The following is a 24,903-nucleotide window of genomic DNA, read 5'->3' as shown; positions in this document are numbered from 1 at the left end:
TAGCGCGACTGCAAAATATGTTCTTTAACATATTGTGCGGATGCGTAATCTGGGCCACCGGTAACCACCCACCGGAGGCAACAGCATGAAGATCTACTGGATCAGGGCCCAGGCGCCACGTCGCGTGCTGGCGTTGGCGAAGCATCTGGGCATCGAGGCCGACTGCATCGAGATCGACCTCGGGGCGGGCGGCCTGAAGGCGCCGTCGTATCTGGCCCTCAACCCCAACGGCAAGGCGCCGACCATGGTCGACGGCGAGGTCACGCTATGGGAATCCTCGGCGATCATGGCCTACCTGTGCGCCAAGGTCGGGTCGGACATGTGGCCAGTGCAGCAGCCGGCCGACCAGATCGAGATACTGCGTTGGCTGTCCTGGAACGACAACCACTGGTCGCGCGCGGTAGGACCGTTCTATTTCGAGCACGTGATCAAGCCGTCTTTCCATATCGGCGAGCCGGACCCGGCGGAACTGGCCGCCGCGGTGCCGGGCCTGCACAAGGTCGCGCCTGTGCTGGAAGGTCATCTCGCTTCCCGCGATTTCGTGGCATGCGGCCGGCTCACCATTGCCGACTTCCAGCTGGCGTCCATGGCGTGCGATTGGCGCCAGGCAGAGATGCCGTTCGACGCCTATCCGAACATCACACGCTGGCTCGATCGGCTGATGGCGATTCCGGCCTGGGCCGAGCCATGGCCGACGAAGGCGAACGCGTCGCAGATGCCGGCACTGGCGAACGCCTGAACGCCTGAAACAGGGTCTGGCGGAACAGGGATCAGAGGGCACTTTTCAAAGTCGACTCCGATCCCTGTTTCCTGTTGTTTGCACCGCTCGCCGCTGGGGTGCTGCCCCGCGGCCGGCCGACTTTGGTCGCGCGATCCCCGCCGCCCTCGCGTTACGCTACAGCGCCCCACGACGGCCTCGCTCATGCTCGCCTCGCTACCTGCGCTGTTGCGCGTCCCGCTTGCCCTGCTGTTGCTGGCCGCCAGCACGGTGGCGCATGTGCTGGTGCTGTTCGCGCTGACGTTGGTCAAGCTCGTGCTGCCGTGGCGGGGTGCGCGAGTGGCGCTGTCGCGCGCGCTGGTGGTGATCGCCGAGAGTTGGATCGGGGTCAACGGCGCCCTGTTCGATCTGTTCACGCACACTCGCTGGCAGATCGAGGGGCTGGAAGGGCTGCGCCCGGACGGCAACTATCTGGTGCTGTGCAACCACCAGAGCTGGGTGGACATCCCCGTGCTGCAGAAGGTCTTCAACCGCCGCATCCCGTTCCTGCGCTTCTTCCTCAAGAGCCAGCTGATCTGGGTGCCGCTGCTGGGGCCGGCGTGGTGGGCGCTGGATTTCCCCTTCATGAAACGCCACTCGCGCGAGCAATTGGCCAAGCACCCGGAGCTGGCCGGCAAGGATCGCGAGACCACCCGCCGCGCCTGCGAGAAATTCCGCCACATGCCGGTGTCGGTGATGAATTTCGTCGAGGGGACGCGCTTCACCCGCGCCAAGCACGAGGCGCAGGCTTCGCCATACCGCCATCTGCTGCGTCCCCGCGCCGGCGGCGTCGCCTTCGTGCTCGACGCGATGGGCGAGGGCCTGCACGCCATCCTGGACGTCACCATCGTCTATGTGGGTGGCGCCGGGTCGATGATGGATTTGATCGCCGGCCGCATCCGCGACATCCGCGTGCAGGTGCGCCAGCGTTCCATCGAGCCCGCGCTGCGCGGCGACTACGAGAACGACCCGGCCTTCCGCGAGCGCTTCCAGGCATGGATCAACGCGTTGTGGGCGCAGAAGGATGCGGACATCCAGCAGCAAACGGGGTCGGGTTGACTCATTGACACGATCGACCAAGCGACCTAACTAACGGGGTCAGAGCCCCTTATTCGATTTGCACTAACGGGGTCAGTTTCACCTATCAGGCGGGAACGCCCAGCCAACGGGATGGAGGCAATCAAGCCATGGCGCATTACTCTCGACTCTGCGCAGTACTGATCGACTGCAAGACGGACGATGTGGACGAGGCGGCGGCATTCTGGGCGGCCGCGCTCGGTCGCCCCACCGACCCGTCGCATCCCGGCACACGCGGCAACTACCGCATGCTCGAAACCCCGCCTGACGAACCTATCGTCCAGATCCAGCGCGTGGAACACGAGAGCCGCGTGCACCTGGACATCGAGACAGATGACATCCCTGCCGAGGTCGCCCGTCTGGAGAAGCTGGGAGCCATGGTGGTGCAGCGTCTCGAACGCTGGGTAGTCATGCAGGCCCCTACCGGGCAACGCTTCTGCGTGGTCCGGGTCCAACGGCCTGGCTACCCGAAGAACGCCAATCGGTGGGACTAGCCTCGTCCGACTCAGGCAGAACGACCGGGGTCAGAGGCTTTTATCAAACGGAGCGGTTCTGAGACGAACGGGTTCAGGGCCACTTGAGGCGAGAAGGCGGAGCGCCGGCGATCATGCGCGAGGTCCCAATCAGATCGTCCGTCCGTTCGCTCAGCAAGACGAGCCTTGTTGTGCTCGGCACGCTCGGCGTGCTCGTCGCGCCGCACCTGGGTGTGCCGATGGTGCTTTATCCGTTGTTCGGGCTCGGCTTGTGCACGGTGATGCTGCACGGCCAGGGGCTGCGGTGGGCCGATACGGGTTTCCGCTGGCGTGGGCTGGGCGTGCGCGCGCTGCTCGTGGGCGGGTGTCTTGGCGTGCTCTACGCCGCGGTCAATGTCAGCGTGATCGGCCCCATGCTCGCGCTCCTGCTGGGCGAGCGGCCGGACCTGTCCGACTTCGCCTTCGTGCGCGAGCACTTCTCCGGCTATTTGATCGCTCTGGCCCTGGCCTGGGTGATCGGCGGCTTCTATGAAGAACTGGTTTTTCGTGGCTTCCTGCACGGGTCGCTCATGCGGTGGCTGCCGGCCGGGAGGGTGCGATCCGGGCTGGCGCTCACGCTGACGGTGCTGGCGTTCGCCGCTTATCACGCGCAACTGGGAGCTTTCGGAGTGGCCAACGCGCTGGTGTTCGCGCTATTCGCCGGCGGGGTGCGCTCCCGTTGGCCGGCCAACCTATGGTACGTGATCAGCTTCCACGCCTGCGCCGACATGAGCGCGTTCACGCTGCTCCGCCTTGGTTATCTGAGCTAGGTATACCTGTCGAAAAAACGGTCAGGGTGCACTTTCATCGTCGACCCTGACCGCTGTTTTTCGTGTCCTCACGGACGAACGTGGACGACCGTCTTCCCGTTGCTCCGCCTGGTCGAATTGAACGCGGCGATGGCATCGTCGAGGGTCGCGTTGCTGCCGATGTTTGTCCTCAGTCGCCCATCGCGCACTCGCTGGACGATTGATCCAACTGGGCGCGATCGGCCTCGACGACGAAGTCGATCGCCTTGCCATCAATGGGCGGGACTTCGACCGGGCCGAGAGCGGACAGAAGCCGTTTCGATCGCGGCGATGGACTATCCGTGGAATCGCCGGAACGATTGGAAGCAGCACTGGGCGTTGGAAACCTGACGGCAGCTAGCGGTTCCGTTCCACTCGCGAAGCCTGAATAAGCCGGGCGCGTCATCGCCTGGCGGAAGAAGCCGTAACGCGTCAGGCCTGCCTACTGCTGCAGCCGGTGAGCGAGCACGTCGGCCGCCTGAAGGGCCTGCTCCTCGGTCGCGAAGAATTCGTCGGCGCTCTCCGGCGGACGTTCTGCAATCTGCACGGTGATCGTGTACTCGCCGTCGTCGATCTTGCAGAGCCAGGCGATATAGGGGCCGCGCTCGGTGTACCGGTCGCATCTATGGGTGCTCATGTGCCATCGCCCCATGCAGGTTCGGTGCGCCATGGTGCGCGCGGTCCGCGAAGGGCAGCAAGCACAACAGGGCCAGCGTGCCCGATCCGCCTACCCGGTGGATTCCATGCCTGGAGGGTAGTGACGGAAACGGAGCTGGAGCGCGTTTCACGGACCGGCACCGGACGTGACGATTTTTCCTTCCTGCCGCGCGGCCGGGCATCGTGTTTCGCGGGGAAGCACGGTCCGCGCGACCAGGACGGCCAGCAGCGGAACGGCGATCGCATAGATGTACTGCGTCCGCGACACGCCGATGCCGAACGGGAACCAGATGCCCGGCACGCCGATCGTATCGAGCAGCTCCGCGCCGAATTGCGCGGCCACGACCGATGCCAGCGTGAGGGCCGCGAGGGCGCGCATCGGACCGGTGCGAACGATGCGCGCGCCGATCACGACGAACAGCGCGAGCGAGCCAAGTCGGCACACGCTTGTCCAGCCCGCCGAATGGGTGAGCGCGCCGATGATCCCGGCCACCGCCAGCACGATCGCCACGCCATCGATGCTGCGCCACGGCCGCAGGCACCAACGGTTCCAGGCCAGCACCCAGGCGGCGATCGTCGGTACCCACATGACCGACGCCAGCCACGCATAGGTGTCCAGGTCCTGCAGGTCGGTCCAGGAGACGATGGCATTGTCGAGCCGCCTGACTGCGGTGAGCGCCAGTGCAAGGCAGGCTAAGACGAGGAAACCCTTGCGGCCACTGCGGCGCCCGTACGCAAGCGCCAGGCCGATCACCGCCAGCATGGCGGCCGGCTCGACCGCATCGACGATGTAACCGGCGACGGTCCGCCGCCATTGCGCGCGGTGCAGCGCATCCGCCACCGGTCTTGGCGCCAGTAGGGGCGGCGTATGCATGCCGCCGCTGTCCGCGCTGGCGCCGGAGCCGGGGCGCATGTAGGCGCGGATGGCGAGCACGCCCCGGCTGCCTGCGGCGTCGGCAGGAAGGGCGAACCGCAGCGGCCGCGTGCCGACCAGGCGCGGGTCCGGCCCGAGCCGCCCCGAGCCGCCGAGCAGCCGGCCGTTCCAGTACAGCTCGTAGCCATCCTCGACCAGGGTCGGCCCGAGGATCTCCCATCCCGTCGCGTCGGCGGGCACCGTTACCTCCCGCCGATACCAGGCATAGCCGTGGTAGCCGGGATGGCCGTGCGCCATCCACCCGCCCACGTAATCGGGCAGACCCACGTCGCCGTCGTGGCTGCCCTGCAGGGCGGTCAGGTCGATCGTCTTCCAGCCGCTGTCGTCCGTGTCGGCGGCGGCCCAGCGCAGGTCATCGCCGGTATGGAACCGCCACGGGCCGTCGAGCAGGCTAGAGGCGGCGCGCAGCGGCCCGGGATCGGGGCGGCCGCCGGTTTTCAGGTCGGCGATGACGGCGACCCATGTCACCAGCGTCGCTACGAGAATGGCGATGACCCGCTTGCGCTGCGTGGCATCGACCCGTGGCGCGGCCGGGGAAAATCCGTTGCTCGTCATCCAGGGATCCCGTCGGAGTGGTGGAAGCACGCAAACATGGGCGAGATTGCAGTAGACGTTGGCCGATGTTCAACCGAGGGCCGTGCCAGCCGCGTCCGTGCCGGTGCCCTGGACCGAAGCTGCTTTGTGCCAACCCGTGCGCCCGGGTAAGGTCGATGCCTTTGCTCCGGGCCCCAAGGCCCGAGAACAGGTTTCCCATGTCACTTGCCCGCGATTTCCAGCTGATGGCCCGCTACAACCAGTGGATGAACGAGCGGCTGTACACGGCTGCATCGTCCGTGGACGAGGCGGAACTGCGCGCCGACCGCGGTGCGTTCTTCGGTTCGATCCTTGCCACGCTCGACCACATCCTGGCGGCCGACACGCACTGGTTGGGCCGCTTTGCCGCGAACTTTCCGGAGCTGGAGTCGCTGGAGCCGCTCCGGCATGCGCCCTTGCCGGCACTGGTCCGCGGCATCACCTTTCCCGACTTTGCACGGCTGCGCTTGGACCGCGAGGCGCTGGACGGCGTGCTTGTCGCGTTCACCCACGAGGCCACCGAGACCACATATGCAAGGCCGATGCGCTACGTGAACAGCGCGGGCGAGTCCTTCACGCGGGAAGCCGGGCTGGTGCTGCGCCATGCCTTCAATCACCAGACGCACCACCGTGGACAGGTGACTACGCTCTTCAGCCAGCGTGGCGTCGATGTCGGAGTCACCGACCTGTCGGTGCTGATCCCGGACTGGTCCTCGGCCTGAGTTGGACCCCCGGAGGCTGCGCCATGCATATGCCGCGCAGCGTCCGCAGCCTCGAGCGGTGGCGGGGGCCGGCGTGCGTCGCGGCCCGTCACGGAGCGCGGCAGGCCGGAGCGGTAGGATGCCTTTTCGCCCGCCTCGCCGCCCATCCATGCTGACCAGCCTTCGCACCTCCACGCCGCTGCTGTTGAGCACCGTGTTCCTGCTGATGGGCGTCGGACTGCTTCATTCGCATATCGCGCTGGAGGGACGGACGCTCGGCTTTTCGGTGGCGATGATCGGCGTGCTCACGTCGGCCTATTACTCCGGATTCCTGGTCGGCACCTACACAGTGCCGCGGCTTACCCACCGCATCGGTCACATCCGCACCTTCGCGTTCTGCACGGCGCTGGTGACGCTGGTGGTGCTGGTGCAGGCGCTCGATCCGGCGTACGGCGTGTGGGTGGTGCTTCGCGTGCTGCAGGGGCTGCTGCTGGTGGGCCTGTACGCGATCATCGAGAGCTGGTTGAACGTGTCGGCCGATCCGGCGCACCGCAGCTCGGTGTTCGCCATCTACATGATGGTGAACCTGGGCGCGAGCGCCGCCGCGCAGCAGCTCCTGCGCATCCAGGGCGACGGGTTCGTGCTGTTCTGCGTGGTGGCGATCCTGTTCTGCGCGGCCAGCCTGCCGGTGGTGACGAGCCGCCAGCCGCAGCCGCACATCCGCTCAGTGCCCCGGGTGCGGATCGGGCACCTGTTCCGGTTGGCGCCTACCGCGCTGGTCAGCGCGCTACTGTCCGGCCTCGCGCTGGGCGCGTTCTGGGGCTTGTTGCCGGTGTACGCCGCGGCCCGTGGTTTGGCCCCCGCGGGCATCGGCACCTACGTGAGCGTGGGCATTGCCGGCGGCGTGGTGCTGCAATGGCCGCTGGGGCGCTTTTCCGATCGCATCGACCGACGCCTGGCGCTCTCGCTGATCAGCGCGGTGGCCGCTCTGGCGGCGCTGACCAACCTGTTGCTGTCCAACCCCGGGGGCGTGGCGGCGATGGTCGTGATCTTCGCCTTCGGCGGCATGAGCCTCACCTTGTATCCGATCGCCGTGGCGCACCTGGTCGATTACGTCCACCGCGACGAGCTGCTGACGGCATCCAGCACGGTGCTGCTGGTCAACGGGATCGGCTCGGCGCTCGGGCCCTTGCTGGCCGGTTCGCTCATGAGCCTCCTCGGGCCGAAGCTGCTGTTCGTCTGGTTCGCCATCCTCGATGGAACGCTGGCCGCTTATGCGTTCCATCGCTTCGTCCACCGCAAGCGCGAAGTGACCCCGGACGACAACTTCGTGCCGATGGTGAACACGGGCGCCAGCTCGCTTGAGCTCCATACTGGTGAAGATCGCCCGGAACAGGGGACGACGGGTTCGCCACCCCCGTGAGTTCGCGGCGGGTCGGCGGAGCACCGTGGTAACGCGGTCGACGCCCGTGCAGGCCGGGCGACTGCGAACATCCCGCGTTCCGCTTGAGTCATCCCGCGATCGGGCGCACGGGCACCGTGGCGCGCGGTTCCCCTTTGGGCGATTGCGGATGGGTGCGGCCCAGCGTGATGTTCTTGCTGGCGCGAACGTCCCGGTTGGCAAACGTCCAGATCTCGCCGGTGGCGTTGATGAATACCGTCCAGTAAAGGTCGGACTCGGGACCGTAGTCGATCAGGATGTGGGCAAGACCTTCGCCCTTGGGCGTGTCCAGCGGCAATGGCGGGTTGAGTTGGAGCATGACGGGCAGCGTAAGGACGCAAGGACCAGGGCAGCTCAGGTTGCACCGTATCGGCGTGAAGGCGTTGCGTAGAACGATCGGCGGCGGCACGATGCACGACGGTGCTTCCGCAACGGAAGCGCCGCAGACAAACGGATTTTGACAGGGGGCAGGAGATGTTGAAGAAGATGGGGGTGGGGCTTTGCCTCGCCACGCTGGCCGGCTGCGTGACGTTGCAGCCCTACCAGCCGGCACAGGGATTGGGTATGGGACACGCGTTCGCGAAGGGGCCCTATCCGGTGGAACTGGATCACATGCACGGCTTCCTCGATGCCGGCCACACGATCCTTTACATGCAGAACCAGGGCGGTGGTGGTGTGGCGGTCGGTCTGTTGCTCGGTCCCTTGGGCGTGGCGGCGAACGTCGCGGCCATCAAGAAGCAGACCGCGCATGATGTGACCGCGTTGCAGGGCAAGCTCCCGGTCGACGCCAATCGCCTGTTTGCCGATGCCGCATCCGGCATCCAGGGCCTGTCCTTCGATGGCGGCGCGGGCGCGCCCGTGGTTTCGCCGATGCTGCTGGTGGAGAAGGTCGACGAGACGCATGTGCGCTTTGCCGCGCTGCTGCATGTGCAGGGCAAGCAGGGCAGCAAGGCGTGGTCGCGCAAGTACGTGTACGAGGCGCCGGACGTCTACACCACCGAGCAGCTGGCCAAGGGGCTCGAGCCCTCGCAGGTGGAACGCCTGTCGGCCGATGTCCGCGAAGGCTTTGCGTGGACGGCGACGACGTTCGCCACCGACGTCGCCGGTACCTTCCATCCCATGCAGAAGAAGGTGCTGCGCTCGTCGTTCGTGACGCCACGCACCGAGATCCCGCTCAACGGCTACGGCTTCGACGCGGGCGCCGGCCGGATCGGCTTCGCCACCGGCCAGCCGCAGTGGAGCACCGTGTATTCGCTGCCGGTGGAAGACGCGACCCTCGCCAGCCGCTAGGCGGAAAGCGTAGGAAACGAAACAAGGTGCCCGCGCGGGCCATGTCACCGCGGGCTCCATTGCGGTGCCGTCCGCGCCGAACTAGGCGCGGGCGGCAGAACGCCAAGCGGGCATAGCACCGCAAGCTCACATCAAACTGGGGAAAACCATGCGTTACCTGTTGCTTTTGGCCCTCCTGCTCCTGTCCGGCTGCGGCACCGTGAAGTTCACGCCCACGGAATACCCGCTGCGCGATGGCCTTATTGCTCCCATGCCCGTGCACGGCGAGGTCCACGTGACCAATGCCCAGTCGCAGACCGGACCGGTGATCGTCTATTCGTACAGCGGTTCCAAGCTGAGCTCGGACCTGCACTCGATCACCGAGGTCATGGTGCAGCAGACGACCAAGGAAATCGCGAAGGCCTCGATTCCCGCCGACGGTTCCGCCAAGTCCATCGAGCTGAAGGTCAATTCGCTGCTCAGCAAATACGCGGGCTTCCACTGGAACAGCCACCTGAGCTTCGAGGCGCGTCTGGGCAACGGCGAAGTGGTCACGATGACGGTGCCCCACACCAGCGGCCTCCTTGCGCAGGACCTCAACGGCTGCATTGCCGAGAGCGTGATGAAGCTCCTCAACGAACCGCGGGTGCGCGCCTACCTGGCGCAATAACGCGCGAACCGATGGCAGCACGATCCGCCGGGACGGAATCCCATGGACTCCGATCCCGGCGGGACCGACCGGCCAGACGCGCGCCGGACTTTTCTCCGGCGCGTCGCTCCGCGCGTGATCAGCGCTAACATCGCCCCGGCGACCGCGACGGTCCAACGGGAAACTGGCTCATGAGCGAAGAACTGAAGCGCTGCCCGGCGTGTGCCGAGCTGATCCAGGCGGCGGCGCGCAAATGCCGCTATTGCGGCACGGATCTGGATGCCTACGTCGCGGCACACGAGGCCAGCGAGGAGCAGACATTGTTCAGCGGCCACCCCAAGGTGATCTACACCTTCGGGCAGTACGTCGTGGCGGTCTGCACGCTCGGCGTCGCCCTGTTGTTCTACTGGGTGCGCAGCCTCAGCCTGACTTTCACCATCACCACCCAGCGGGTGCGGGTCGAGCGCGGGCTGCTCTCCAAGGCGCAGGACAACGTGGAGCTGTTCCGCGTGGACCATTTCGACGTCATCAAGCCGCTCGGCATGCGCCTTGTCGGGCTTTGCAGGGTGCAGCTGCACTCCTCCGACCCGGAGATGCCCGTGGTCGATCTCTATGGCATCGCGGGTCTGGAGGCCATGGCCGACACGTTGCGTGAATGTTCGCTGCGCGAGCGCACCCGCCGGCGCGTGTTGCCGATGGAACAGATGTAGCGCGGGGTCCCGGGCTCGCGATCGCCCAGACGATGGAAGCAACGAAAGGGGCGGCATCGATGAGGAAGCTGTTGGGCGTGCTGGCGCTGGTGGTGGTCGCAGTCGCGGGCTACCAGCGTTTCGACGGCGGAACGGACCGGGCGGTCACCGTCGCACCATCGGCCGAGGGCCAGCAGGGCGTTGTCGCCGACGACACGCAGGTGCGCGGGAGCGGCACCGTCACGCGGATCCTTCCCGACGACGAGGACGGCAGCCGGCACCAGCGTTTCATCCTGCGGTTGCCTTCGGGCCAGACCCTGCTGGTTGCGCACAACATCGACCTGGCGCCTCGCGTGACCGGCCTGGAAGTGGGCGACACGGTCGAGTACTACGGCGAGTACCAGTCCAATCCCAAGGGCGGCGTGGTGCACTGGACGCATCGCGATCCGTCGGGCCGCCACGTGGCGGGATGGCTCAGGCACGCGGGCCAGACGTTCCAGTAAACGCCGCAGCGTCGTCCGGGAGTCACAAAAAAAGAAGGCGGCCAAGGGCCGCCTTCCTGCTGCATGCGCGATCGCTTCGTCAGATGGCTGCCGGCGCCAGCCCGGCGGCGGCATCATCGCCGCAGACGTCGCGCCAGAGGTGATACATCACGCCGAACATGACCGCGTACATCGCCAGCACCATCAGGATGTAGAGCGGAATGGCCAGGACGAACACCAGCCACATGCCGACAAGCTTGGCGAGCAACCCCACCACCAGCACCAGCAGCACGAGGGCGATCGTCGCCACGATCCAGACCAGCGTCAGGCTCAACGCGAACACCAGCAGCGGCAGCACGTTCTTGAGCGCGCCCGTCACCCCGTCGCCGATCGATCCGAGCACGCTGCGGTTGCCCAGCGAGACCTGGCCGAGGCTGATCGCGTAGAAACCCATCAGGAACAGCCAGAGCACCATGAGCAGCGCGAAAGTGCTCATGAAGCCGGCCGGCAAGCCCGGCGGTGGCAGGTGATTGGCCTGTGCGGCTATCGCCTGCATGTACCAGCCCACGAGGCCACCGCCCGCCGCCAGCAGCACCAGCGCAAACAGCGCAACGAAGACCACCATCAGTACCAGCGCATAGCCGATCAGCCGCGGCGCCTGGCCTTGCGCGTAGGGTTTGAAGATGTCGCGCGCGCGGGGCCGCTGCCCGCGCTCGGCGGCATCGATCACCTGCAGGTATCCGGCATATAGCGGCACCACCAGCAGGCCCAGCAGCATCGAGAACAACATCAGGCCGCCGAACACGACCGGGTTGGGCTGCGCGCCGGGCTGCATGGCATGAAACTGGAACGGCAGCGTGGCCAGCGAAGGCAGCAGGCAGGCCACCAGCAGCAGGCCGGCACCACCCAGCAGCGGCCGCGGGTGGCGGCGTGCCACATCGATGCCCCGCGTCAGCCAGCCAAAGCCGGCTCCCGGTCCCTTGGAACGAGTCGTCATGATGATCCCCTTGTCGGCGCCCCCGCGCCGTGCAACGCGAGCATAGTGGGCTCCGACATCCGCAAGAAAGCCGGGTGTCGGGGAGCAACCGGCCGGCATCGCTTCGACCCAAACGGTGGCGCTGACGCGGCAAGGGTTCCTGACGCGCGGATGGAGCAGGACCCGTCAGGTGAGCTTGCGAACGGAAGATGCGCGTGCGTCGACCTGCCAGCAGACGGCGGTAAAGCGCACGTCGGGCCCGTGCACGTACGGCTCGACAGCGGCGCGGGCTGCCTCGATGACGCGCGCCCGCGTGGATGCCTCCAGCCCGGGCAGGGCGCGACCGAGCGGGCCCATCTGCGTGAGATAGGGGAGAAGGTCCCGTTCGGCGAAAGTGCAATCGCGATCGAGGCGGCGGATTTCGACATCGATCCAGCCGCTCTGCACCAGGATCGCATGCACCCGCGCGCCGTCCGCGAAAGCGAACTGGCCGGGCGCGTTTGGCGCAGGCGCGGCCGATGGCGGAAGCAGCTGTGCCACGGCGCGTTCGGCGGCGGTCATGAAGGGGTTCTCCAAGGGGCTGCGCCAGGCGACGAAGCGCAGGGCCGCGCCGTCGCGCGCCGCGCGGCGCAGGTTCGAGAAGGCACCGACCGGGTCGCCGAAGAACATGACGCCAAAGCGCGAGACGACCAGATCGAAGCGCTCCGGCGCGAACGCGTGGGTCTGGGCGTCGGCGCAGATGAAACGGACTGGCGTCCCGGCGTCGCGGACCCGCGCGCGGGCCAGGGCGACCAAGGGTTCGGAGACGTCGATGCCAAGGCATCCTCCGCGTGATCCCAGGGAGTCGGCCAGCGCCAGCGTCGTACCACCCGCGCCGCAGCCGACGTCGAGCACCTGCCGCACCGGTTCGCGCGCGGCGGCTTCCAGAAGGACCTGCGCGAACGGCTCGAACATCCGGTCGAGAACCTCCTGCAGGGCCACCCAGGCGCGGCCGGCCGGCCCGTTCCAGAGTGCCGACTGTCCACCCTCCGGCTGCTGCGGTGCGGTGTGCATGGGTCGTGTCCCGGTGCTGGCCTGCAAGAGGCGGTGGCCCACTGTGCCAATTCAAGTCGACTTGAGGTCAAGAGGCGAACGCTGCGACGGCATGCCTACCGGAAGAAGGCAGGCAAGAGACGCTCACTGTTTCCGCCGGTTACCTGCTCGCCCCGCGCGCCCTGGCCGTTGGTCGCGGCGGGCACCCGGCTCGCCCCGCTGAACAGCAGGGTGCACCCGCCGCGGGTACCGGTTTTTCCGATGCCGGGGCCGAACGCGGCTCCGCTATGCTGGGGAACTGCCGTGTGCCCGCGGGGTCCACGGACCATTACCCAAACACCGGACTGCCCGACATGAACCTTTCCCGTTCGTTCCTTGCCGCCTCGCTGGTCGCCGTGGCCGGCTTTTCGACCCTTCCCGTGTCCTCCGCGCATGCCGCGGACCTGGGCGGCAACGCCGTCGCGGGGGTGTGCATGCTCTCGCGCGAGGCGGTCTTCGCGCAGTCCAAGGTAGGCCAGGCGGCGAGCCAGCGGCTGGGGCAATTGGCGGAGCAGGCGCGGACCCAGCTGGAAAACCAGCGCAAGCCGCTCGATACCGACCTTAAGAGCTTCCAGCAGAAGGCCCAGTCGCTGAGCGATGCGGACCGCAAGCAGCAGGGCGAGGCGCTGCAGCAGCGCGTGCAGACGTTCCGCGGCCAGGCAGGCGAACTCGACCAGCGCATCCAGCTGACCCGCTCCAAGGCCATGCAGCGCATCGGCCAGGAGGCCGAACCGATCGTCGCCGACGTCTACAAGAGCCACAACTGCGGACTGCTGCTGGATCGTGACTCGGTGCTGGGCGGCAACATGACCAACGACCTGACCCCGGGCGTGGTGCAGGGCCTGGATCGCAAGATCACCACGATCAGCTTCAACCTGGAGCCGCTGCCCGCCAACGCGGGCAAGTAAGCGCCCAGATGCGACCGCAGGGCTCGTCCGGTCGGACGGGCCCGCGGTAGTAAGTTCATTTTTTGTACGCGGCGGTCAGGACTTCTTGCCGCCGCCGTCCTGCTTGTTCACCGTTGCCCAGGCGATGCGCTCGGCAGTCTCCTTGGACTTGCCTTCCTTCTTTTCGCTCTGCTCGATGTGGTGCGCTTCGCGCTTCTGCTTGTCGGTGTAGGAGGACTTGTCGCCCTTGGACATGGCATGGCTCCCGTGGCTGGCTGGGCTTCGACGCTAGCGGTTGCGCGGTTAACGCGAGGTCGCCAGTCGACCACGGTCACGTAAAGACAGGGGCGCATCGCACACCGGTACTGCCCCACCTGTGCCTGGTAGAAACCGACCAGTGACTCCTACCGTTTGCCGGTGTGGGAAAGCCTGGAATGGCCAAGCCCCGGCGCCGGTCGCGGTCGGTGGGGTGTGCACGCGGTGTTAAAGTGTTTCGCTCCCCTCCCGATGGCAGAGCGAGCGACGCGATGACGAACCAGGCCCCCTACCCGATCGGCACGCCCGGTGTTCCCTGGGGACCGGCGGAAGTGGCCGCGTGGTTGTCGCGCCAGGCCCGCCAGCGCAGCTACGAGGCCGATGTGCTGGCCGTGATTGATCGCCTGCGTTCGCGGCTGGACGTCGAACAGTACGGCAGCCTGGACTATCCGCCCGACAGCTACCCGTTGTTCGCGATCCGCAACCGCAACTGGCGCGACGATCTTCCCTGCGTGCTGGTGACCGGCGGCGTGCACGGCTACGAAACCAGCGGCGTGCACGGTGCGTTGCGCTTCGCGGAGCAGCACGCCGCCAGTTACGAGGGCAAGGTCAACCTGCTCATCGCGCCATGCATCAGCCCGTGGGCCTACGAGCGGATCCATCGCTGGAACGCGCACGCGATCGACCCGAACCGTTCTTTCCGCGAGGACAGCCCGGCGCAGGAATCGGCGGCGCTTCTACGCCTGGTGGCGCCACTGCGCGATCGCGTGCGGGTACACGTGGACCTGCACGAGACCACCGATACGGACGAGTCGGAGTTCCGCCCCGCGCTCGCCGCGCGCGACGGCGAAGCCTTCGAGCCCGGCGAGATCCCCGATGGCTTCTACCTGGTCGACGACAGCGTGAACCCGCAGCCGGCGTTCCAGCAGGCGGTGATCGCGGCCGTGGCCAAGGTGACGCACATCGCGCCGGCCGACGCGAACGGCGAGATCATCGGTTCGCCCGTGGTAGCGCCGGGGGTCATCCGCTACCCGCTCAGGCAGCTGGGGTTGTGCGCCGGCATCACCGATGCGCCGTACAAGACCACCACCGAGGTCTATCCGGACAGCCCGAAGGCGACCGCGGAGCAGTGCAACGAGGCCCAGGTAGCCGCCGTCCGCGCGGCGATCGAGTTCGCGCTCGCGCACGCGTAAACGCGATCGCGCTGGAGATGAAAGATCCGACCGTGCCGTCCGTCTTCGCCAAGCTCAACCTGAAAGGCCAGGCCGCGATCCTGGTCGTCGACGCGCCGGCCAGTTTCGAGCCGGAGTTGCAGGCGCTCGAAGGCGTCAGCGTGCTGCGCGACCCGGCCGGCACGGCAAGCGTGGCGTTCGCGCTGGCCTTCCTGACGACACAGCGCGAGCTGGACGCGATGTCGAGGGTGCTGGCGGCCAAGGCCGAGGGCGATGCCGTGCTGTGGTTCGCCTATCCGAAAGCGGCATCCCGGCGTTACCAGTGCGAGTTCAATCGCGACAGCGGATGGGACGTCATCCGCTCCCTGGGCTTCGACAGCGTGCGCCAGGTCGCCATCGATCAGGACTGGTCCGCGTTGCGCTTTCGCCGCACCGCATACATCGGACGCTGACGCGCCAGCGCGCGCCAACTCCAGGTTGCACCTCCCATCCGTTCGCGACGAGCGTAGGCGCAAAGCGCCGGAGTCGAAGCGACCACGTGCGGGAGAGCATCGCCCGCTAGAGCGCGGCGGCGATCCGCCCCACCTCGGCAAGCACCGCACCGCGCTGGCGCGCGTCGATGGCGGGCGCGGCGTAATAGGCGGTGACCAGCAGCGGCGGGCGATCCGGCGGAAACAGGATGGCGATGTCGTTGGTTTCGCCCTGCGCGCCGCTGCCGGTCTTGTCGCCTGCGCTCCAGCCGGCGGGCAGGCCGGCACGCAGCTTGTCGGTGCCGGTCAGGCAGCCGCGCATCCAGCCGAGCAGCCGCGCCCGGGACGCGGCGCCCAGCGCCTCGCCCAGCAGGAGGTGCCGCAGGGTGTCGAGCATCGCGCGCGGCGTGCTGGTGTCGCGCAGGTCGCCGGGACGGGTGACGTTGAGTTCCGGCTCGGTGCGGTCCAGCCGGGTCACGGTGTCGCCCAGTCCGCGCACGAAGGCGGTGACCGCCTGCGGCCCGCCGAGCGCGTCGAGCAGCAGGTTGGCGGCCGTGTTGTCGCTGAGGGTGAGCGTCGCCGCGCACAGCGCCTCGACCGTCATGCCCGGAGCGCCGATATGCAGCCGGGTGACCGGCGCATAGTCGAGCAATACGTTCGGACCGAACACGATGCGCCGGTCCAGCCGCTCATCGCCGCGGTCGACCCGCGCGAGGACCGCAGCCACGGCCAGCACCTTGAAAGTGCTGCACATCAGGAACCGCTCGTCGCCGCGGCAGTCCACGCGCCGGCCGCTGCCCGTGTCGAGGATGGCCACGCCCAGGCGCCCACCGTGGTTCCTTTGCAGCGCGGCGAGCCGGGCGGCCGCGTCGGGCGCGGCGGCTGCGTCCGGCCGCGCCTGGGCCAGTGCGGCCGGGAGCAGGGCGCCCAGCAGGCTCCCCTTGATGAAGTCGCGGCGTTTCATGTGGGTCGCCTTCGGCAGGAACGAAGACGCGATCCTGGGGGATCGTTGAGCCTGTCAGCGGCCAGGGCGCGGGCAATTGACGGGCATCGGGCGCCGGGGTCTCGTCGCCCGGCAGCGATGCGCCGGCGCTCAGCGGCGCACGTAATCGTCCGCGGGCCGCTCACCCTTCTGGCGCTGGTTGTCCTCGCCGGTGTCGTTCGTGGCATCGCCGCTGGCGGTCGTGTCCGCCGGGCGTTTGGGGATCGCCTTGCCGGGATCGGCGCCGGCACGCTGCTTGCGGTCCGCCTCGTCGCCCTTGCCGGGATTGGACGTGTTCATGCGCTGCTCCCATCGATGATTTGCAGCCATTCTCGGCCCACGCGCGAAAGTGCGCGTGAGCGCGGCGTCGAGCTGCGGCGGCGGGCGGCCTGCGCAAGAACCGGAGTGCCCGGTGGCAGCGCACGACCTAGCCTTGCGCGATCCCACTCCGTTGGAGTTCGTCATGGCCTTCCGTATCCGCGGGCTTTCGCCCGAACCCTTCCGCCACCTGTTCGGCCTGGACGAAGCGGCGCTGGCCGCCGCCGGCGCACGCCGTTACGTGGTCGATCACGCGCCCGGCTTCCCCGACCGCATCGAGCTGCGCGACCTCGAGCCCGGCGAGACGGCGTTGCTGCTGAACTACACCCACCAACCTGCCGACACGCCGTTCCGCGCCAGCCATGCCATCTTCGTGCGCGAGGGTGCCGACGCCGCCTACGACGCCGTCGACCACATCCCGGACGTCATCCGCATCCGGCCGATTTCGCTGCGCGCGTTCGACGCCAGCCACATGATGGTCGAGGCCGAACTGGTCGACGGCTCCGACATGGACGCGGCGATCAGGCGCCTGTTCGCCCGGCCGAGCGTGGACTACCTGCACGCGCACTACGCCACGCGGGGCTGCTACGCAGCGCGCATCGACCGCGCCTGAGGGGGCGCTGACGGCGTCGACGGATGAGCCGGGTGCCCGCCTGCCATGGAAATCGCTACATTGGCCGCGCACATCTTCCGGAGACGTCCGTGATCATCGAACAGGTCGAAACCGATGCCGGGATCGCCAGTACCTTCGACGTGATGGTGCAGCTCAGGCCATCGCTCGAACGCGCCGCGTATGTTCGGCGGATACGCGAGCTGATGCAGTCCGACGGATTCCGCCTGGCCTGTCTGGTGGACGAGGGAGAGGTCCGCGCGGTGGCCGGATACCGCATCATGCACATGCTCTACTGCGGCCGCCTGCTGTACGTGGACGACTTCGTCACCGACGCGCGCGTGCGCTCGCGCGGCTACGGCGCGCGGCTGCTGGACTGGCTCAAGGAAACCGGTCGCGCACAAGGTTGCAGCGAGTTGCAACTGATCTCCCGGGTGGTGCGTGAGCAGGCGCACCGGTTCTACTTCCGCGAGGGACTGGGCATCGAGTGCTTCCAGTTCCGCACCTCCCTGTTGCCGTCGCCTGCCTGAACGTCTGCGCGATCGGCGCCTGCCGTGAGCAGGAGGTCACACTTCACCGCCTTGTCCGCATGATTTTCATGCTGGCGTGATGTGGCGCGAGCCCACCATGGGCACGCCGAGGCGGAGGAGCGGATGCATGGCATACCTCGTCGGGGACATCGTGGTGGTGGGTTCGTGGATCGTGCCCGCCGACGGGCCGGGCTTTGTCGGCCAGTTCGCCCTGTTGCGGGCCCAGCCCGGCCTGCCGTTGATCCGTACCGACACCGTGCGGAACGGCGCCCCGTACGCGGACCTGTTCGAGGCGGCCGAAGCCGGTTGCCAGGCAGGCATCGCGGCGGCCAAGCGCAAGCAGGGCGATACCGCGTTGATCCCGCGTCCTTTCCCGCCCGGCCCGTTGCAGGTCTAGTTGCGGCTGCGGCCGTGCCTGCTTGCGTTGGCGATGGCCGCCCGCAAGATGGAACCATTCCACCCACGAGGAGCTTTCCATGCAGCACACCCACCATGAGCGCACCTTCGAGGACAGCGGCAAGCATTTCGTGGCGATCCTCAACGAGCAGGCCGACGGCCTGCTGAGCGTCACCGTGCGTCTCCCGGACGGCACCATGCGCGTGGTGCCCGGCGAACACTTCCGCGACGAGGACCAGGCGATGGCGGCGGCCAGTTCGTTCGCGCACGAACTGGTGGGGTCCTGCTGAGGGCGCACGCACGCCATCAACCGCGCCTGGCCGGCGTCCTCGGCCTCGCGCTGGGCGGCCTGTGGGCCTCGCCCAACACGTTGCTCGGACTGCTTGCCGGCGGTATCGGCCTGATGGTGGGCGCGCGCGTGCGATGGCGCCCACGCGAACGCGCGCTGGTGTTCGAGCGGATGCCGTGGACGTCCGGCGGCGCGCTGACCCTGGGCAACGTCATCCTGCACACGGGCGACAGCCTGGACGTGGCCTGCCCGACCTACGCGCATCGCGCCGGGCACGCGGTCGAACCGCGCGTATCGCTGGCCGACCACGAGCGCGCGCACGTGTACCAGTACATGGTGCTGGGCCCGCTGTTCCTGCCGCTGTACCTGCTGTGCGGGGGCGTCAGCGTGCACAATCGGTTCGAGCGGGCGGCCGATCGCTATGCCCGCTGGGGCACGGGTTGGTGGCCGTTTGCGCGCAGGCCCGGGAACGCGACCGAAGGACGCCGACGATGAGCGACAAGCTCGACCTGGAGGACCTGGCCCACCTCGCCCGCGTGGCCGAAGGGCAGGGCGCCACCGTGCCGGAACCGGCCGTGGCGCGGCTCACGCTGGCCGGGCTGGTGCGCCGGCCCGAGCACGTTTGCGAAGGCGCACCGATACTGGAATTGACGCCGGCGGGTCTCGCGCGGGTGCGTTCGAGCGACCAATGACCGGCGTGCGCATCCGCGAGGCGCGCCCCGGGGAATTCGATGCGCTTGGGCGCCTGCTGGTGGACGTGTACGCGCGGCTTGAGGGTTTTCCCGGTCCCGACGAACAGCCGCGCTACTACGCCCTGCTGGCGAACATCGGCGAATTCACCCGCAAGCCACGGGCGCAGTTGCTGGTGGCGCTGGACGCCGACGACCGGCTGCTCGGCGGCGTGGTCTATTTCGGCGACATGGCGCACTACGGCTCGGGCGGCAGCGCCGGCACGCTCCTCGACGCCTCGGGCATCCGCCTGCTGGGCGTGGCGCCGGCGGCGCGTGGCCTGGGCGTGGGGCGGGCGCTGACCGAGGCCTGCATCCAGCGCGCACGCGAGCGCGGCCATGCACGCGTGGTGTTGCATACCACCCGCGCCATGCAGGTCGCCTGGGGCATGTACGAGCGGCTGGGCTTCGAGCGAGCGCCGGAACTGGATTTCATGCAGGGCGAGTTGCCGGTGTTTGGCTTCAGCCTCGTGTTGCGGTGACGCCCATCCCCCTGCGGCCCATCGTCGCGAGAGTCCTCAGCGCGCCGTGGGAGGAGCGCCCTGGGGCGGCGCGCCACCGAGCATGTCGCGGATGCGCGCGGCCAGCGCATCCATGGCGAACGGCTTGACCATCACCTGCATGCCGGGCTGCAGGGAGCCGAGCGCGGTGTGTTCGGCATAGCCGGTGATGAACAGCACGCGCAACGTGGGGCGCGACGCCCTTGCCGTGTCGGCCAGCTGCCGCCCGCCGATACCGCCGGGCAGACCGATATCCGTGACCAGCAGGTCCACGCGCGCCTGCGACTGCAACACCCGCAACGCCGAGGCCGCGTCGCCCGCTTCGATCGCGGTGTAGCCGAGCTCGCGCAGCACCTCGCCCACCAGCATGCGAACCGTCGGCTCATCGTCGACCACCAGTACGGCCTCGTTGGCGCCGGCCTGGGGCGTGCTCGCCAGGTCGGTGATGCCGGCGTCGGTCGCGGGCTGGCCCTTGTGGCGGGGCAGGTAGATCGTCACCACGCTGCCGCGCCCGGGCGTGGACTCGATGCGCACCTGGCCGCCGCTCTGGCGCGCGAAGCCGTACACCATAGACAGCCCCAGTCCGGTGCCCTGGCCCTGCGGCTTGGTGGTGTAGAACGGGTCGAAGGCGCGCGCGATCACCTCCGGCGGCATGCCTGTTCCGGTATCGGTCACGCGCAGCGCGACGTACGCGCCCGGCACCATGTCCAGCCCCTTGGCGGCCGCGGCGTCTAGGCGCGTGTTGCCGGTATCGATGACCAGGCGCCCGCCGCCGGGCATGGCATCGCGGGCATTGATGCACAGGTTGAGCAGCGCGTTTTCCAGCTGGTTGGGATCGCACAGCGTGGTCCACAGGTCCTCCGCGCGTTCGACCTCCAGGCTGATGTGCGGACCGATGGTGCGCCGGAGCAACTCGACCATGCCGTGCACGAGGGCGTTGAGGTCGGTCGGGCGCGGATCGAGCGTCTGGCGCCGGGAGAACGCCAGCAGGCGGTGGGTCAGCGCCGACGCGCGGTCCGCGGCGCCGCGGGCGGCGGCGATGTAGCGGTCCAGGTCGTTGTAGCGCCCCTGCGCCGTGCGCCGGTGCAGCAGATCGAGGCTGCCGACGATGCCGGTCAGCAGGTTGTTGAAATCGTGCGCCAGGCCACCGGTGAGCTGGCCGACCGCTTCCATCTTCTGCGCCTGGCGCAGCGCCTCTTCGATCTGCATGCGGTCGACCGCCTCGGCATGCAGTGCTTCCACGGCCTGACGCAGTTCGGCGGTGCGCGCGTCGACCTGGGCTTCCAGGGTTTCGTTGAGGTGGCGCAGCGCGCTCTCGCTCTCGCGCAGCTGTTCCTCGGCCATCCAGCGTTCGGTGATGTCCTGGCCGATCTTCAGGTAGCCGCGCAGTTCGCCGCCCGGCCCGCGCAGCGCCATCATGTGGCCCTCGATGAACACCCGCGAGCCGTCGCGCCGCAGATGCCAGCGCACGTCCGGCGCCACACCGTGCTCGCGCGCGGTCGCCATTTCCCTGACGGGGCGGCCCGAGGCGCGATCCTCGGGAGTGAAGATGAAGGTTGCGGGCCGTCCGATGACTTCCTCGGCGGACCAGCCGAACACCGCGGTCGCGCCGGGTAGCCAGCGCGTGATGATGCCTTCCGGATCCGTCGCGAGGATGGCGTAATCGCGGGCGCTCTCCACGATCAGGCGCAGCTGCTCCTCGCTCTCGCGCAGGGCCTCCTGTGCGTCGCGACGGTCGCTGACATCCAGCACCACGCCCAGCGTCACCTCGCCGACCCTGCGCGCGGCAAAACGACCCCACCACCGCGAACCGTCCTTGCGCAGGTACTGCTTCTCGTAGGGAGTGCATTCCCCGGTGGCCTTAAGCTGCTCGATGGCGCGGAGCGAGACCGCGTGGAAGTCCTGCGGCGTCAGCGCCTGCCAGGACAGGCCGATCGCTTCCTCGCGGCTGAATCCGGTCATCGCCAGGAAACCGTCGTTCACTTCGGCAAGGGTCAGCTCCGCTCCCCAGATCATCACCCCGAGCGTATTCATGGCGAACAGGCCGTGGAACCGTTCCCGGCTCCGGCTCAGGGCGGCCTGGCTGGCCGCCAGCGCGGCATTGCTTCGGCGCAGGTCGGCATTGAGGGCCTCCGCATCGGCCAGCCTTTCGCGGCCCCGCTCCATCGCTCGTTGGTGATCCTGGGCGGCGGTGGCTGCGTCGTCATGCGCCTGCCGGGTCGCCTGGCGCGCGACATCGGCCTCGCCCAGCGCTGCGTCGACATCCACGCCGGCACGCTCGAGCGCCGCACGCAAGCGCGCGTTCTCCTGTTCGAGGCGGGCCTCCCGTTGGGGGCGGCCGTGCTCGTCGGTGGCATCGCGGTGAGGGGACATGGCTCGGAGGCGGTCCCAGGGCGTGTCGGGCGTCGCTCACGCGGACACGGGAATGCGCAAGCGACCCCAGCGTCTGACTGCGCGGGGCAAAGGAACGTGTAGGTTCCGTCGGCAGTGGTGGCGCGCGTCAGTTCGATGCAGGCGCCGACGACCGATCGCGCGCGGCAGCTTCACCCGGACGAACGTAGGCTGGCGGTGCCAGGCGAGCGGTGGTACGTGCGCCGGCATGTCTTTCCGGCAAGGAGTCAGCCCCGGTGGATGCCGATCACATCATCCAGTCCGACGCGAGGACCGAGCGGGCCCGTTACGACGGTTTCCGTGCGTTCCTGCTCGGCCGCGATCCGACCCGGCGCCTGGCCGATGCCTTTGCCCGGCAGATCGTGGCGCGCGGTGAACACGCACGTTACGGGTACGCGCAGGAGGCCGGCGAGAAGGTCATCGCGCAGGACTTCTATTACTGGGTTTGCGGACCCTGAGAGTTGACGAGGGCGGTTCCGTCCGGGATCAGCGGTGGCCGCGTGCCAATTGGGCCGCACGGCGCTGCTCGGCGCGTCGGCGGTCCTGCGCCGCGAGCAGTTGCTGCCGACGGGTGGGCGGGAGCGCGGGTGCCTGATCGGCGATCAGGCCCAGCTGGCGGCCGATACGCAGCGCCAGCTGGCGCCACCGGTTGGTGGGCCACAGGGATGGATGGGGAAGCTGTGCATGCGTGCTCATATGCGCATCCTGAACCGTCGAACCGGGCCTTGGCGGCGCTGTGATCGCTGCCTGGAATGCTGAATGTGCACCGAACCTTGTTAGATGCCTGTAATGCGAAGGCTACGGCCGTGGCGATGAGCCCGCTGGCGCGCTTCGACGCTGCCCTTACGGCCGTCGGACCAGACTTTCCGGTACGCACAGCCAAGGGAAAAAGCCATGAGCAACCAACGCGACGATCGCGGCCGCGAACCGATGGGCGGCCCGATGGATGCCGGGGCCGGGGGCAAGACCGCCGGCTCGAACACGCAGAGCCAGGGGGGCATCAGCCACAAGGTCGCCCAGGCGGCGCGCGAGGACTTCGATGCCGCCGCCGGACTGCCCGGCGGCCTGCCGCGCGTGGATCCGCCGGGCCTTTCGGTGGACGAGGGCGGTCCGGCGCGCAAGGGCAGCGTCGAGCAGGGCTTCAGCGGCGACGACGGCGGGCATGTCTCCAGCGACAGCACCGGCGTGCCGGCTTCGCGCAACCCCGGGGCTGCCGCCGACCTGGGCGCGCAGCAGGACACCCGTGTGCACGGCGCACCGCGTGATCCGGCCGAACGGACCACCGGCGCGGATTCGCCCAACCGCGGCGGCACCGCCGGCTCACCGGGCGGCCCGGCGCGCATGGCGCCGTCCCGCATGCCTGGGCAGGAAAACGACGAGGGCGTGATCCAGGGCGGCCAGAGTGGCAACGACGCGCAACGCGACCCGCAGATCTGAGCCCGGCACTTTTCTCCTCCCCTTCGAGGGAAAGGGGGTATGAGGTTTCGCGCCAGCCGGACCGACGTTCAAGTCGTCAAGGCGCATGCATGTCTTGCACGACAATGAACGAAACACATCCGCCTACAAGCAGTGGCGTACGCCTGGCCGTCCGAGTCAGGCAACGTCAAGGTAGCGCGCGACCGGCAGTGCTACGGTCCGAGCTTCTGGGCCGACACGGTGGGTGGCTGTCCGAAGGGCAGGCATCCGCCAAGGGCTCGCTCACGAAGGAGAAGGCGCACATGGTCAATTCGACATTCCGGTGGGCCGCGGGATCGCTGGTCGTCACCGCGATCGCGCTCGGCGGTTGCACGAACTACGTGAAGAAGGCCGATTACGATGCCGCGATCGCCGAACTGCGCGCCAACGATCAGAAGCAGCAGCAGCAGCTCGATTCGCTGACCCAGGAAATGCAGCAGCGCTTCGCCAAGTACGACGCCCAGATTTCGCAGATGGCCGGCCGCGTGAGACTGGATACCGCGGCGCACTTCGCCTTCAACGATGCCACCCTGCGTGACGAGGACAAGCCGCTGCTGGACGACTTTGCCAAGGTCGTCAGCCAGCACTATCCCGATGCCGTGATCACGGTGGAGGGTTTCGCCGACCCGGCCGGCTCGTCCAGCTACAACCGTCGCCTCGGCGAGCGCCGGGCCCAAGCGGTGCGCGACTACCTGGCGCAGAACGGGCTGTCCGCCGATCACCTGCGTGCGGTCAGCTACGGCGAGGCGAGCGATCGCCAGGTCGAGCGCGGCAAGACGCGCGAGGAAGGCGCCTCCAACCGTCGCGTGACGCTGGTGGTGGATTTTGCCGGGCAGTCGAGCGGCGACCAGTCGATGTCCTCCGGCACGACCGGCTGATCAGCCGGACCGGCGCTCGGGCCGAGCGTTGGGTCACACGTGTCTTTCAGCGAATGGTGGGCTCCGGCCCCCCATTCGCTCATTCGGCGGGTGCCGGGGGGGAAGCAGCGCCTTCGACGCCGGCTGTTGCGAGTCCGACTCAGGAAGCTCCTGCCGTGGACGCATGAATTCCGGGGCTGGCGAGGCCAGGCACCGCGATCCGCTCGATCTACCCCATCGCGTACAGGTACGGCCGGGCCCTCCCCGGATGGTCGCCGTGAGCGACGGATTTCAGCAGCCCGCCGGCCATGTCCCGCGAACCGCGCGGCGGAACGGAACGTGCCATGGTGTCATTCGGACAGGCGCTCGCCATTCGGCGGTCACGATCCTTATGACGGACGTATAGACGTCCATTCATACGCCGATCTATCCGGCCGCGGGCGGATCGCGGCATTGAGCGAGTCTGCTCTGGCTTGGGAAGTGGCCC

Annotated in this window: 32 protein-coding genes and 1 pseudogene; 23 read left to right on the top strand and 10 right to left on the bottom strand. The window is 68.2% G+C overall.

The genetic code is table 11. From position 1 onward, the window contains the following. Window positions 1-85: 85 nt before the first annotated feature. The 4 genes from LQ772_RS14225 to LQ772_RS14210 all read left to right on the top strand — a co-directional run bounded on the left by LQ772_RS14225 (window position 86) and on the right by LQ772_RS14210 (window position 3,116). On the top strand, window positions 86-739 hold the full coding sequence (locus tag LQ772_RS14225; RefSeq protein ID WP_231321678.1) for a glutathione S-transferase family protein: 654 nt from the start codon (window positions 86-88) through the stop codon (window positions 737-739). A 183-nt stretch (window positions 740-922) separates the two neighbouring features. Then, window positions 923-1,816, top strand: a complete 894-nt coding sequence (locus LQ772_RS14220) for a 1-acylglycerol-3-phosphate O-acyltransferase, YihG family (protein ID WP_231321677.1) — start codon at window positions 923-925, stop codon at window positions 1,814-1,816. A 128-nt stretch (window positions 1,817-1,944) separates the two neighbouring features. Then, complete coding sequence (locus tag LQ772_RS14215; protein WP_231321676.1) at window positions 1,945-2,328, top strand: VOC family protein; 384 nt, start codon at window positions 1,945-1,947, stop codon at window positions 2,326-2,328. Between the two features lie 113 nt (window positions 2,329-2,441). Next, the gene (locus LQ772_RS14210) at window positions 2,442-3,116 is read left to right on the top strand and encodes a CPBP family intramembrane glutamic endopeptidase (protein WP_231321675.1); all 675 of its coding nucleotides are present in this window, start codon (window positions 2,442-2,444) and stop codon (window positions 3,114-3,116) included. 460 nt (window positions 3,117-3,576) lie between these two features. Here the strand turns inward: LQ772_RS14210 and LQ772_RS14205 are convergent, their stop codons facing one another. After that, entirely contained in the window at window positions 3,577-3,771 is a 195-nt protein-coding gene (locus LQ772_RS14205) for a hypothetical protein (RefSeq protein ID WP_231321674.1), read from the bottom strand. Window positions 3,772-3,918: 147 nt separating this feature from the next. Beyond that, a complete protein-coding gene (locus LQ772_RS14200) occupies window positions 3,919-5,280 on the bottom strand; it encodes a glycoside hydrolase family 2 (RefSeq protein ID WP_231321673.1) in 1,362 nt (453 codons plus the stop codon). 197 nt (window positions 5,281-5,477) lie between these two features. On the opposite strand from LQ772_RS14200, the gene LQ772_RS14195 reads away from it, so the two are divergent. Together LQ772_RS14195 and LQ772_RS14190 are read left to right on the top strand one after the other, a co-directional pair. After that, window positions 5,478-6,020 carry a DinB family protein gene (locus tag LQ772_RS14195; RefSeq protein WP_231321672.1) on the top strand — a complete coding sequence of 181 codons (543 nt, stop codon included), beginning with the start codon at window positions 5,478-5,480 and terminating at the stop codon, window positions 6,018-6,020. Between the two features lie 148 nt (window positions 6,021-6,168). Beyond that, entirely contained in the window at window positions 6,169-7,422 is a 1,254-nt protein-coding gene (locus LQ772_RS14190) for an MFS transporter (protein ID WP_231321670.1), read from the top strand. 88 nt (window positions 7,423-7,510) lie between these two features. Here the strand turns inward: LQ772_RS14190 and LQ772_RS14185 are convergent, their stop codons facing one another. Then, window positions 7,511-7,759 (bottom strand): hypothetical protein, encoded by a 249-nt coding sequence (locus tag LQ772_RS14185; protein WP_231321668.1) that lies wholly within the window; start codon window positions 7,757-7,759, stop codon window positions 7,511-7,513. Window positions 7,760-7,914: 155 nt separating this feature from the next. On the opposite strand from LQ772_RS14185, the gene LQ772_RS14180 reads away from it, so the two are divergent. From LQ772_RS14180 to LQ772_RS14165, 4 genes are all read left to right on the top strand, one after another. Then, on the top strand, window positions 7,915-8,730 hold the full coding sequence (locus LQ772_RS14180; RefSeq protein ID WP_231321666.1) for a hypothetical protein: 816 nt from the start codon (window positions 7,915-7,917) through the stop codon (window positions 8,728-8,730). Window positions 8,731-8,878: 148 nt separating this feature from the next. Then, window positions 8,879-9,379: a hypothetical protein gene (locus LQ772_RS14175; protein WP_231321664.1), complete on the top strand. Its 501-nt coding sequence runs from the start codon at window positions 8,879-8,881 to the stop codon at window positions 9,377-9,379. 170 nt (window positions 9,380-9,549) lie between these two features. Then, complete coding sequence (locus LQ772_RS14170; RefSeq protein ID WP_231321663.1) at window positions 9,550-10,068, top strand: PH domain-containing protein; 519 nt, start codon at window positions 9,550-9,552, stop codon at window positions 10,066-10,068. A 59-nt stretch (window positions 10,069-10,127) separates the two neighbouring features. Beyond that, window positions 10,128-10,550, top strand: a complete 423-nt coding sequence (locus LQ772_RS14165) for a DUF3465 domain-containing protein (protein WP_231321661.1) — start codon at window positions 10,128-10,130, stop codon at window positions 10,548-10,550. Between the two features lie 79 nt (window positions 10,551-10,629). Here the strand turns inward: LQ772_RS14165 and LQ772_RS14160 are convergent, their stop codons facing one another. Further along, window positions 10,630-11,526 carry a hypothetical protein gene (locus LQ772_RS14160; protein ID WP_231321660.1) on the bottom strand — a complete coding sequence of 299 codons (897 nt, stop codon included), beginning with the start codon at window positions 11,524-11,526 and terminating at the stop codon, window positions 10,630-10,632. Window positions 11,527-11,691: 165 nt separating this feature from the next. Continuing rightward, entirely contained in the window at window positions 11,692-12,558 is an 867-nt protein-coding gene (locus LQ772_RS14155; protein WP_231321659.1) for a class I SAM-dependent methyltransferase, read from the bottom strand. Window positions 12,559-12,890: 332 nt separating this feature from the next. Between LQ772_RS14155 and LQ772_RS14150 the strand changes: the two genes are divergently transcribed. After that, the gene (locus LQ772_RS14150; RefSeq protein WP_231321658.1) at window positions 12,891-13,484 is read left to right on the top strand and encodes an OmpH/Skp family outer membrane protein; all 594 of its coding nucleotides are present in this window, start codon (window positions 12,891-12,893) and stop codon (window positions 13,482-13,484) included. Between the two features lie 78 nt (window positions 13,485-13,562). On the opposite strand, the pseudogene LQ772_RS14145 reads toward LQ772_RS14150, so the two are convergent. Continuing rightward, a pseudogene (locus LQ772_RS14145) lies at window positions 13,563-13,718 on the bottom strand (HupB); the annotation flags it as partial. A 272-nt stretch (window positions 13,719-13,990) separates the two neighbouring features. Here LQ772_RS14145 and LQ772_RS14140 point away from each other — a divergent pair. Both LQ772_RS14140 and LQ772_RS14135 read left to right on the top strand, forming a co-directional pair. Continuing rightward, window positions 13,991-14,911, top strand: a complete 921-nt coding sequence (locus LQ772_RS14140; RefSeq protein ID WP_231321657.1) for a M14 family metallopeptidase — start codon at window positions 13,991-13,993, stop codon at window positions 14,909-14,911. Between the two features lie 17 nt (window positions 14,912-14,928). Next, window positions 14,929-15,342, top strand: a complete 414-nt coding sequence (locus LQ772_RS14135) for a hypothetical protein (RefSeq protein WP_231321655.1) — start codon at window positions 14,929-14,931, stop codon at window positions 15,340-15,342. Window positions 15,343-15,448: 106 nt separating this feature from the next. On the opposite strand, the gene bla is transcribed toward LQ772_RS14135, so the two are convergent. Both bla and LQ772_RS14125 read right to left on the bottom strand, forming a co-directional pair. Further along, window positions 15,449-16,324 carry a class A beta-lactamase gene (bla, locus tag LQ772_RS14130; RefSeq protein ID WP_231321653.1) on the bottom strand — a complete coding sequence of 292 codons (876 nt, stop codon included), beginning with the start codon at window positions 16,322-16,324 and terminating at the stop codon, window positions 15,449-15,451. A 129-nt stretch (window positions 16,325-16,453) separates the two neighbouring features. Next, entirely contained in the window at window positions 16,454-16,642 is a 189-nt protein-coding gene (locus LQ772_RS14125; RefSeq protein WP_231321651.1) for a hypothetical protein, read from the bottom strand. A 163-nt stretch (window positions 16,643-16,805) separates the two neighbouring features. Here LQ772_RS14125 and LQ772_RS14120 point away from each other — a divergent pair, with 163 nt between their 5' ends. The 7 genes from LQ772_RS14120 (at window position 16,806) to LQ772_RS14090 (ending at window position 19,695) form a co-directional block, all read left to right on the top strand. Beyond that, window positions 16,806-17,273, top strand: coding sequence for a DUF1203 domain-containing protein (locus LQ772_RS14120; RefSeq protein ID WP_231321649.1), 468 nt, complete (start codon window positions 16,806-16,808; stop codon window positions 17,271-17,273). Between the two features lie 89 nt (window positions 17,274-17,362). After that, window positions 17,363-17,800, top strand: a complete 438-nt coding sequence (locus LQ772_RS14115; protein WP_231321646.1) for a GNAT family N-acetyltransferase — start codon at window positions 17,363-17,365, stop codon at window positions 17,798-17,800. 127 nt (window positions 17,801-17,927) lie between these two features. Beyond that, window positions 17,928-18,197: a hypothetical protein gene (locus tag LQ772_RS14110; protein ID WP_231321644.1), complete on the top strand. Its 270-nt coding sequence runs from the start codon at window positions 17,928-17,930 to the stop codon at window positions 18,195-18,197. 79 nt (window positions 18,198-18,276) lie between these two features. Then, window positions 18,277-18,486: a hypothetical protein gene (locus LQ772_RS14105; RefSeq protein WP_231321642.1), complete on the top strand. Its 210-nt coding sequence runs from the start codon at window positions 18,277-18,279 to the stop codon at window positions 18,484-18,486. An 80-nt stretch (window positions 18,487-18,566) separates the two neighbouring features. After that, window positions 18,567-18,980 (top strand): hypothetical protein, encoded by a 414-nt coding sequence (locus LQ772_RS14100; protein ID WP_425600795.1) that lies wholly within the window; start codon window positions 18,567-18,569, stop codon window positions 18,978-18,980. Further along, window positions 18,977-19,177, top strand: a complete 201-nt coding sequence (locus LQ772_RS14095) for a hypothetical protein (protein WP_231321640.1) — start codon at window positions 18,977-18,979, stop codon at window positions 19,175-19,177. Before LQ772_RS14100 ends, LQ772_RS14095 begins: the two co-directional genes overlap by 4 nt. Then, entirely contained in the window at window positions 19,174-19,695 is a 522-nt protein-coding gene (locus LQ772_RS14090; protein WP_231321638.1) for a GNAT family N-acetyltransferase, read from the top strand. Before LQ772_RS14095 ends, LQ772_RS14090 begins: the two co-directional genes overlap by 4 nt. 36 nt (window positions 19,696-19,731) lie before the next feature. Here the strand turns inward: LQ772_RS14090 and LQ772_RS14085 are convergent, their stop codons facing one another. Beyond that, complete coding sequence (locus LQ772_RS14085) at window positions 19,732-22,086, bottom strand: PAS domain S-box protein (RefSeq protein ID WP_231321635.1); 2,355 nt, start codon at window positions 22,084-22,086, stop codon at window positions 19,732-19,734. 254 nt (window positions 22,087-22,340) lie between these two features. Between LQ772_RS14085 and LQ772_RS14080 the strand changes: the two genes are divergently transcribed. Further along, a complete protein-coding gene (locus LQ772_RS14080; RefSeq protein WP_231321632.1) occupies window positions 22,341-22,562 on the top strand; it encodes a hypothetical protein in 222 nt (73 codons plus the stop codon). 28 nt (window positions 22,563-22,590) lie between these two features. Here LQ772_RS14080 and LQ772_RS14075 read toward each other — a convergent pair whose 3' ends face one another. Further along, complete coding sequence (locus LQ772_RS14075) at window positions 22,591-22,800, bottom strand: hypothetical protein (protein ID WP_231321631.1); 210 nt, start codon at window positions 22,798-22,800, stop codon at window positions 22,591-22,593. Between the two features lie 198 nt (window positions 22,801-22,998). On the opposite strand from LQ772_RS14075, the gene LQ772_RS14070 reads away from it, so the two are divergent. Continuing rightward, window positions 22,999-23,541 carry a hypothetical protein gene (locus tag LQ772_RS14070; protein ID WP_231321630.1) on the top strand — a complete coding sequence of 181 codons (543 nt, stop codon included), beginning with the start codon at window positions 22,999-23,001 and terminating at the stop codon, window positions 23,539-23,541. 281 nt (window positions 23,542-23,822) lie between these two features. Then, entirely contained in the window at window positions 23,823-24,437 is a 615-nt protein-coding gene (locus LQ772_RS14065; protein WP_231321629.1) for an OmpA family protein, read from the top strand. Window positions 24,438-24,903 lie beyond the last annotated feature (466 nt).

Origin of the sequence: Frateuria edaphi, from assembly GCF_021117405.1 — a bacterium.
GTDB lineage: Bacteria > Pseudomonadota > Gammaproteobacteria > Xanthomonadales > Rhodanobacteraceae > Frateuria_A > Frateuria_A edaphi.
Note: the sequence above shows the minus strand (reverse complement) of the source record. Positions and strands in the feature narration are given on the sequence as shown.

Coding starts and splice junctions, on each gene's coding strand:
- LQ772_RS14225 (WP_231321678.1), top strand. CDS start 86: ATGAAGATCTACTGGATCAGGGCCCAGGCGCCACGTCGCGTGCTGGCG.
- LQ772_RS14220 (WP_231321677.1), top strand. CDS start 923: ATGCTCGCCTCGCTACCTGCGCTGTTGCGCGTCCCGCTTGCCCTGCTG.
- LQ772_RS14215 (WP_231321676.1), top strand. CDS start 1,945: ATGGCGCATTACTCTCGACTCTGCGCAGTACTGATCGACTGCAAGACG.
- LQ772_RS14210 (WP_231321675.1), top strand. CDS start 2,442: ATGCGCGAGGTCCCAATCAGATCGTCCGTCCGTTCGCTCAGCAAGACG.
- LQ772_RS14205 (WP_231321674.1), bottom strand. CDS start 3,771: ATGAGCACCCATAGATGCGACCGGTACACCGAGCGCGGCCCCTATATC.
- LQ772_RS14200 (WP_231321673.1), bottom strand. CDS start 5,280: ATGACGAGCAACGGATTTTCCCCGGCCGCGCCACGGGTCGATGCCACG.
- LQ772_RS14195 (WP_231321672.1), top strand. CDS start 5,478: ATGTCACTTGCCCGCGATTTCCAGCTGATGGCCCGCTACAACCAGTGG.
- LQ772_RS14190 (WP_231321670.1), top strand. CDS start 6,169: ATGCTGACCAGCCTTCGCACCTCCACGCCGCTGCTGTTGAGCACCGTG.
- LQ772_RS14185 (WP_231321668.1), bottom strand. CDS start 7,759: ATGCTCCAACTCAACCCGCCATTGCCGCTGGACACGCCCAAGGGCGAA.
- LQ772_RS14180 (WP_231321666.1), top strand. CDS start 7,915: ATGTTGAAGAAGATGGGGGTGGGGCTTTGCCTCGCCACGCTGGCCGGC.
- LQ772_RS14175 (WP_231321664.1), top strand. CDS start 8,879: ATGCGTTACCTGTTGCTTTTGGCCCTCCTGCTCCTGTCCGGCTGCGGC.
- LQ772_RS14170 (WP_231321663.1), top strand. CDS start 9,550: ATGAGCGAAGAACTGAAGCGCTGCCCGGCGTGTGCCGAGCTGATCCAG.
- LQ772_RS14165 (WP_231321661.1), top strand. CDS start 10,128: ATGAGGAAGCTGTTGGGCGTGCTGGCGCTGGTGGTGGTCGCAGTCGCG.
- LQ772_RS14160 (WP_231321660.1), bottom strand. CDS start 11,526: ATGACGACTCGTTCCAAGGGACCGGGAGCCGGCTTTGGCTGGCTGACG.
- LQ772_RS14155 (WP_231321659.1), bottom strand. CDS start 12,558: ATGCACACCGCACCGCAGCAGCCGGAGGGTGGACAGTCGGCACTCTGG.
- LQ772_RS14150 (WP_231321658.1), top strand. CDS start 12,891: ATGAACCTTTCCCGTTCGTTCCTTGCCGCCTCGCTGGTCGCCGTGGCC.
- LQ772_RS14140 (WP_231321657.1), top strand. CDS start 13,991: ATGACGAACCAGGCCCCCTACCCGATCGGCACGCCCGGTGTTCCCTGG.
- LQ772_RS14135 (WP_231321655.1), top strand. CDS start 14,929: ATGAAAGATCCGACCGTGCCGTCCGTCTTCGCCAAGCTCAACCTGAAA.
- bla (WP_231321653.1), bottom strand. CDS start 16,324: ATGAAACGCCGCGACTTCATCAAGGGGAGCCTGCTGGGCGCCCTGCTC.
- LQ772_RS14125 (WP_231321651.1), bottom strand. CDS start 16,642: ATGAACACGTCCAATCCCGGCAAGGGCGACGAGGCGGACCGCAAGCAG.
- LQ772_RS14120 (WP_231321649.1), top strand. CDS start 16,806: ATGGCCTTCCGTATCCGCGGGCTTTCGCCCGAACCCTTCCGCCACCTG.
- LQ772_RS14110 (WP_231321644.1), top strand. CDS start 17,928: ATGGCATACCTCGTCGGGGACATCGTGGTGGTGGGTTCGTGGATCGTG.
- LQ772_RS14105 (WP_231321642.1), top strand. CDS start 18,277: ATGCAGCACACCCACCATGAGCGCACCTTCGAGGACAGCGGCAAGCAT.
- LQ772_RS14095 (WP_231321640.1), top strand. CDS start 18,977: ATGAGCGACAAGCTCGACCTGGAGGACCTGGCCCACCTCGCCCGCGTG.
- LQ772_RS14090 (WP_231321638.1), top strand. CDS start 19,174: ATGACCGGCGTGCGCATCCGCGAGGCGCGCCCCGGGGAATTCGATGCG.
- LQ772_RS14085 (WP_231321635.1), bottom strand. CDS start 22,086: ATGTCCCCTCACCGCGATGCCACCGACGAGCACGGCCGCCCCCAACGG.
- LQ772_RS14075 (WP_231321631.1), bottom strand. CDS start 22,800: ATGAGCACGCATGCACAGCTTCCCCATCCATCCCTGTGGCCCACCAAC.
- LQ772_RS14070 (WP_231321630.1), top strand. CDS start 22,999: ATGAGCAACCAACGCGACGATCGCGGCCGCGAACCGATGGGCGGCCCG.
- LQ772_RS14065 (WP_231321629.1), top strand. CDS start 23,823: ATGGTCAATTCGACATTCCGGTGGGCCGCGGGATCGCTGGTCGTCACC.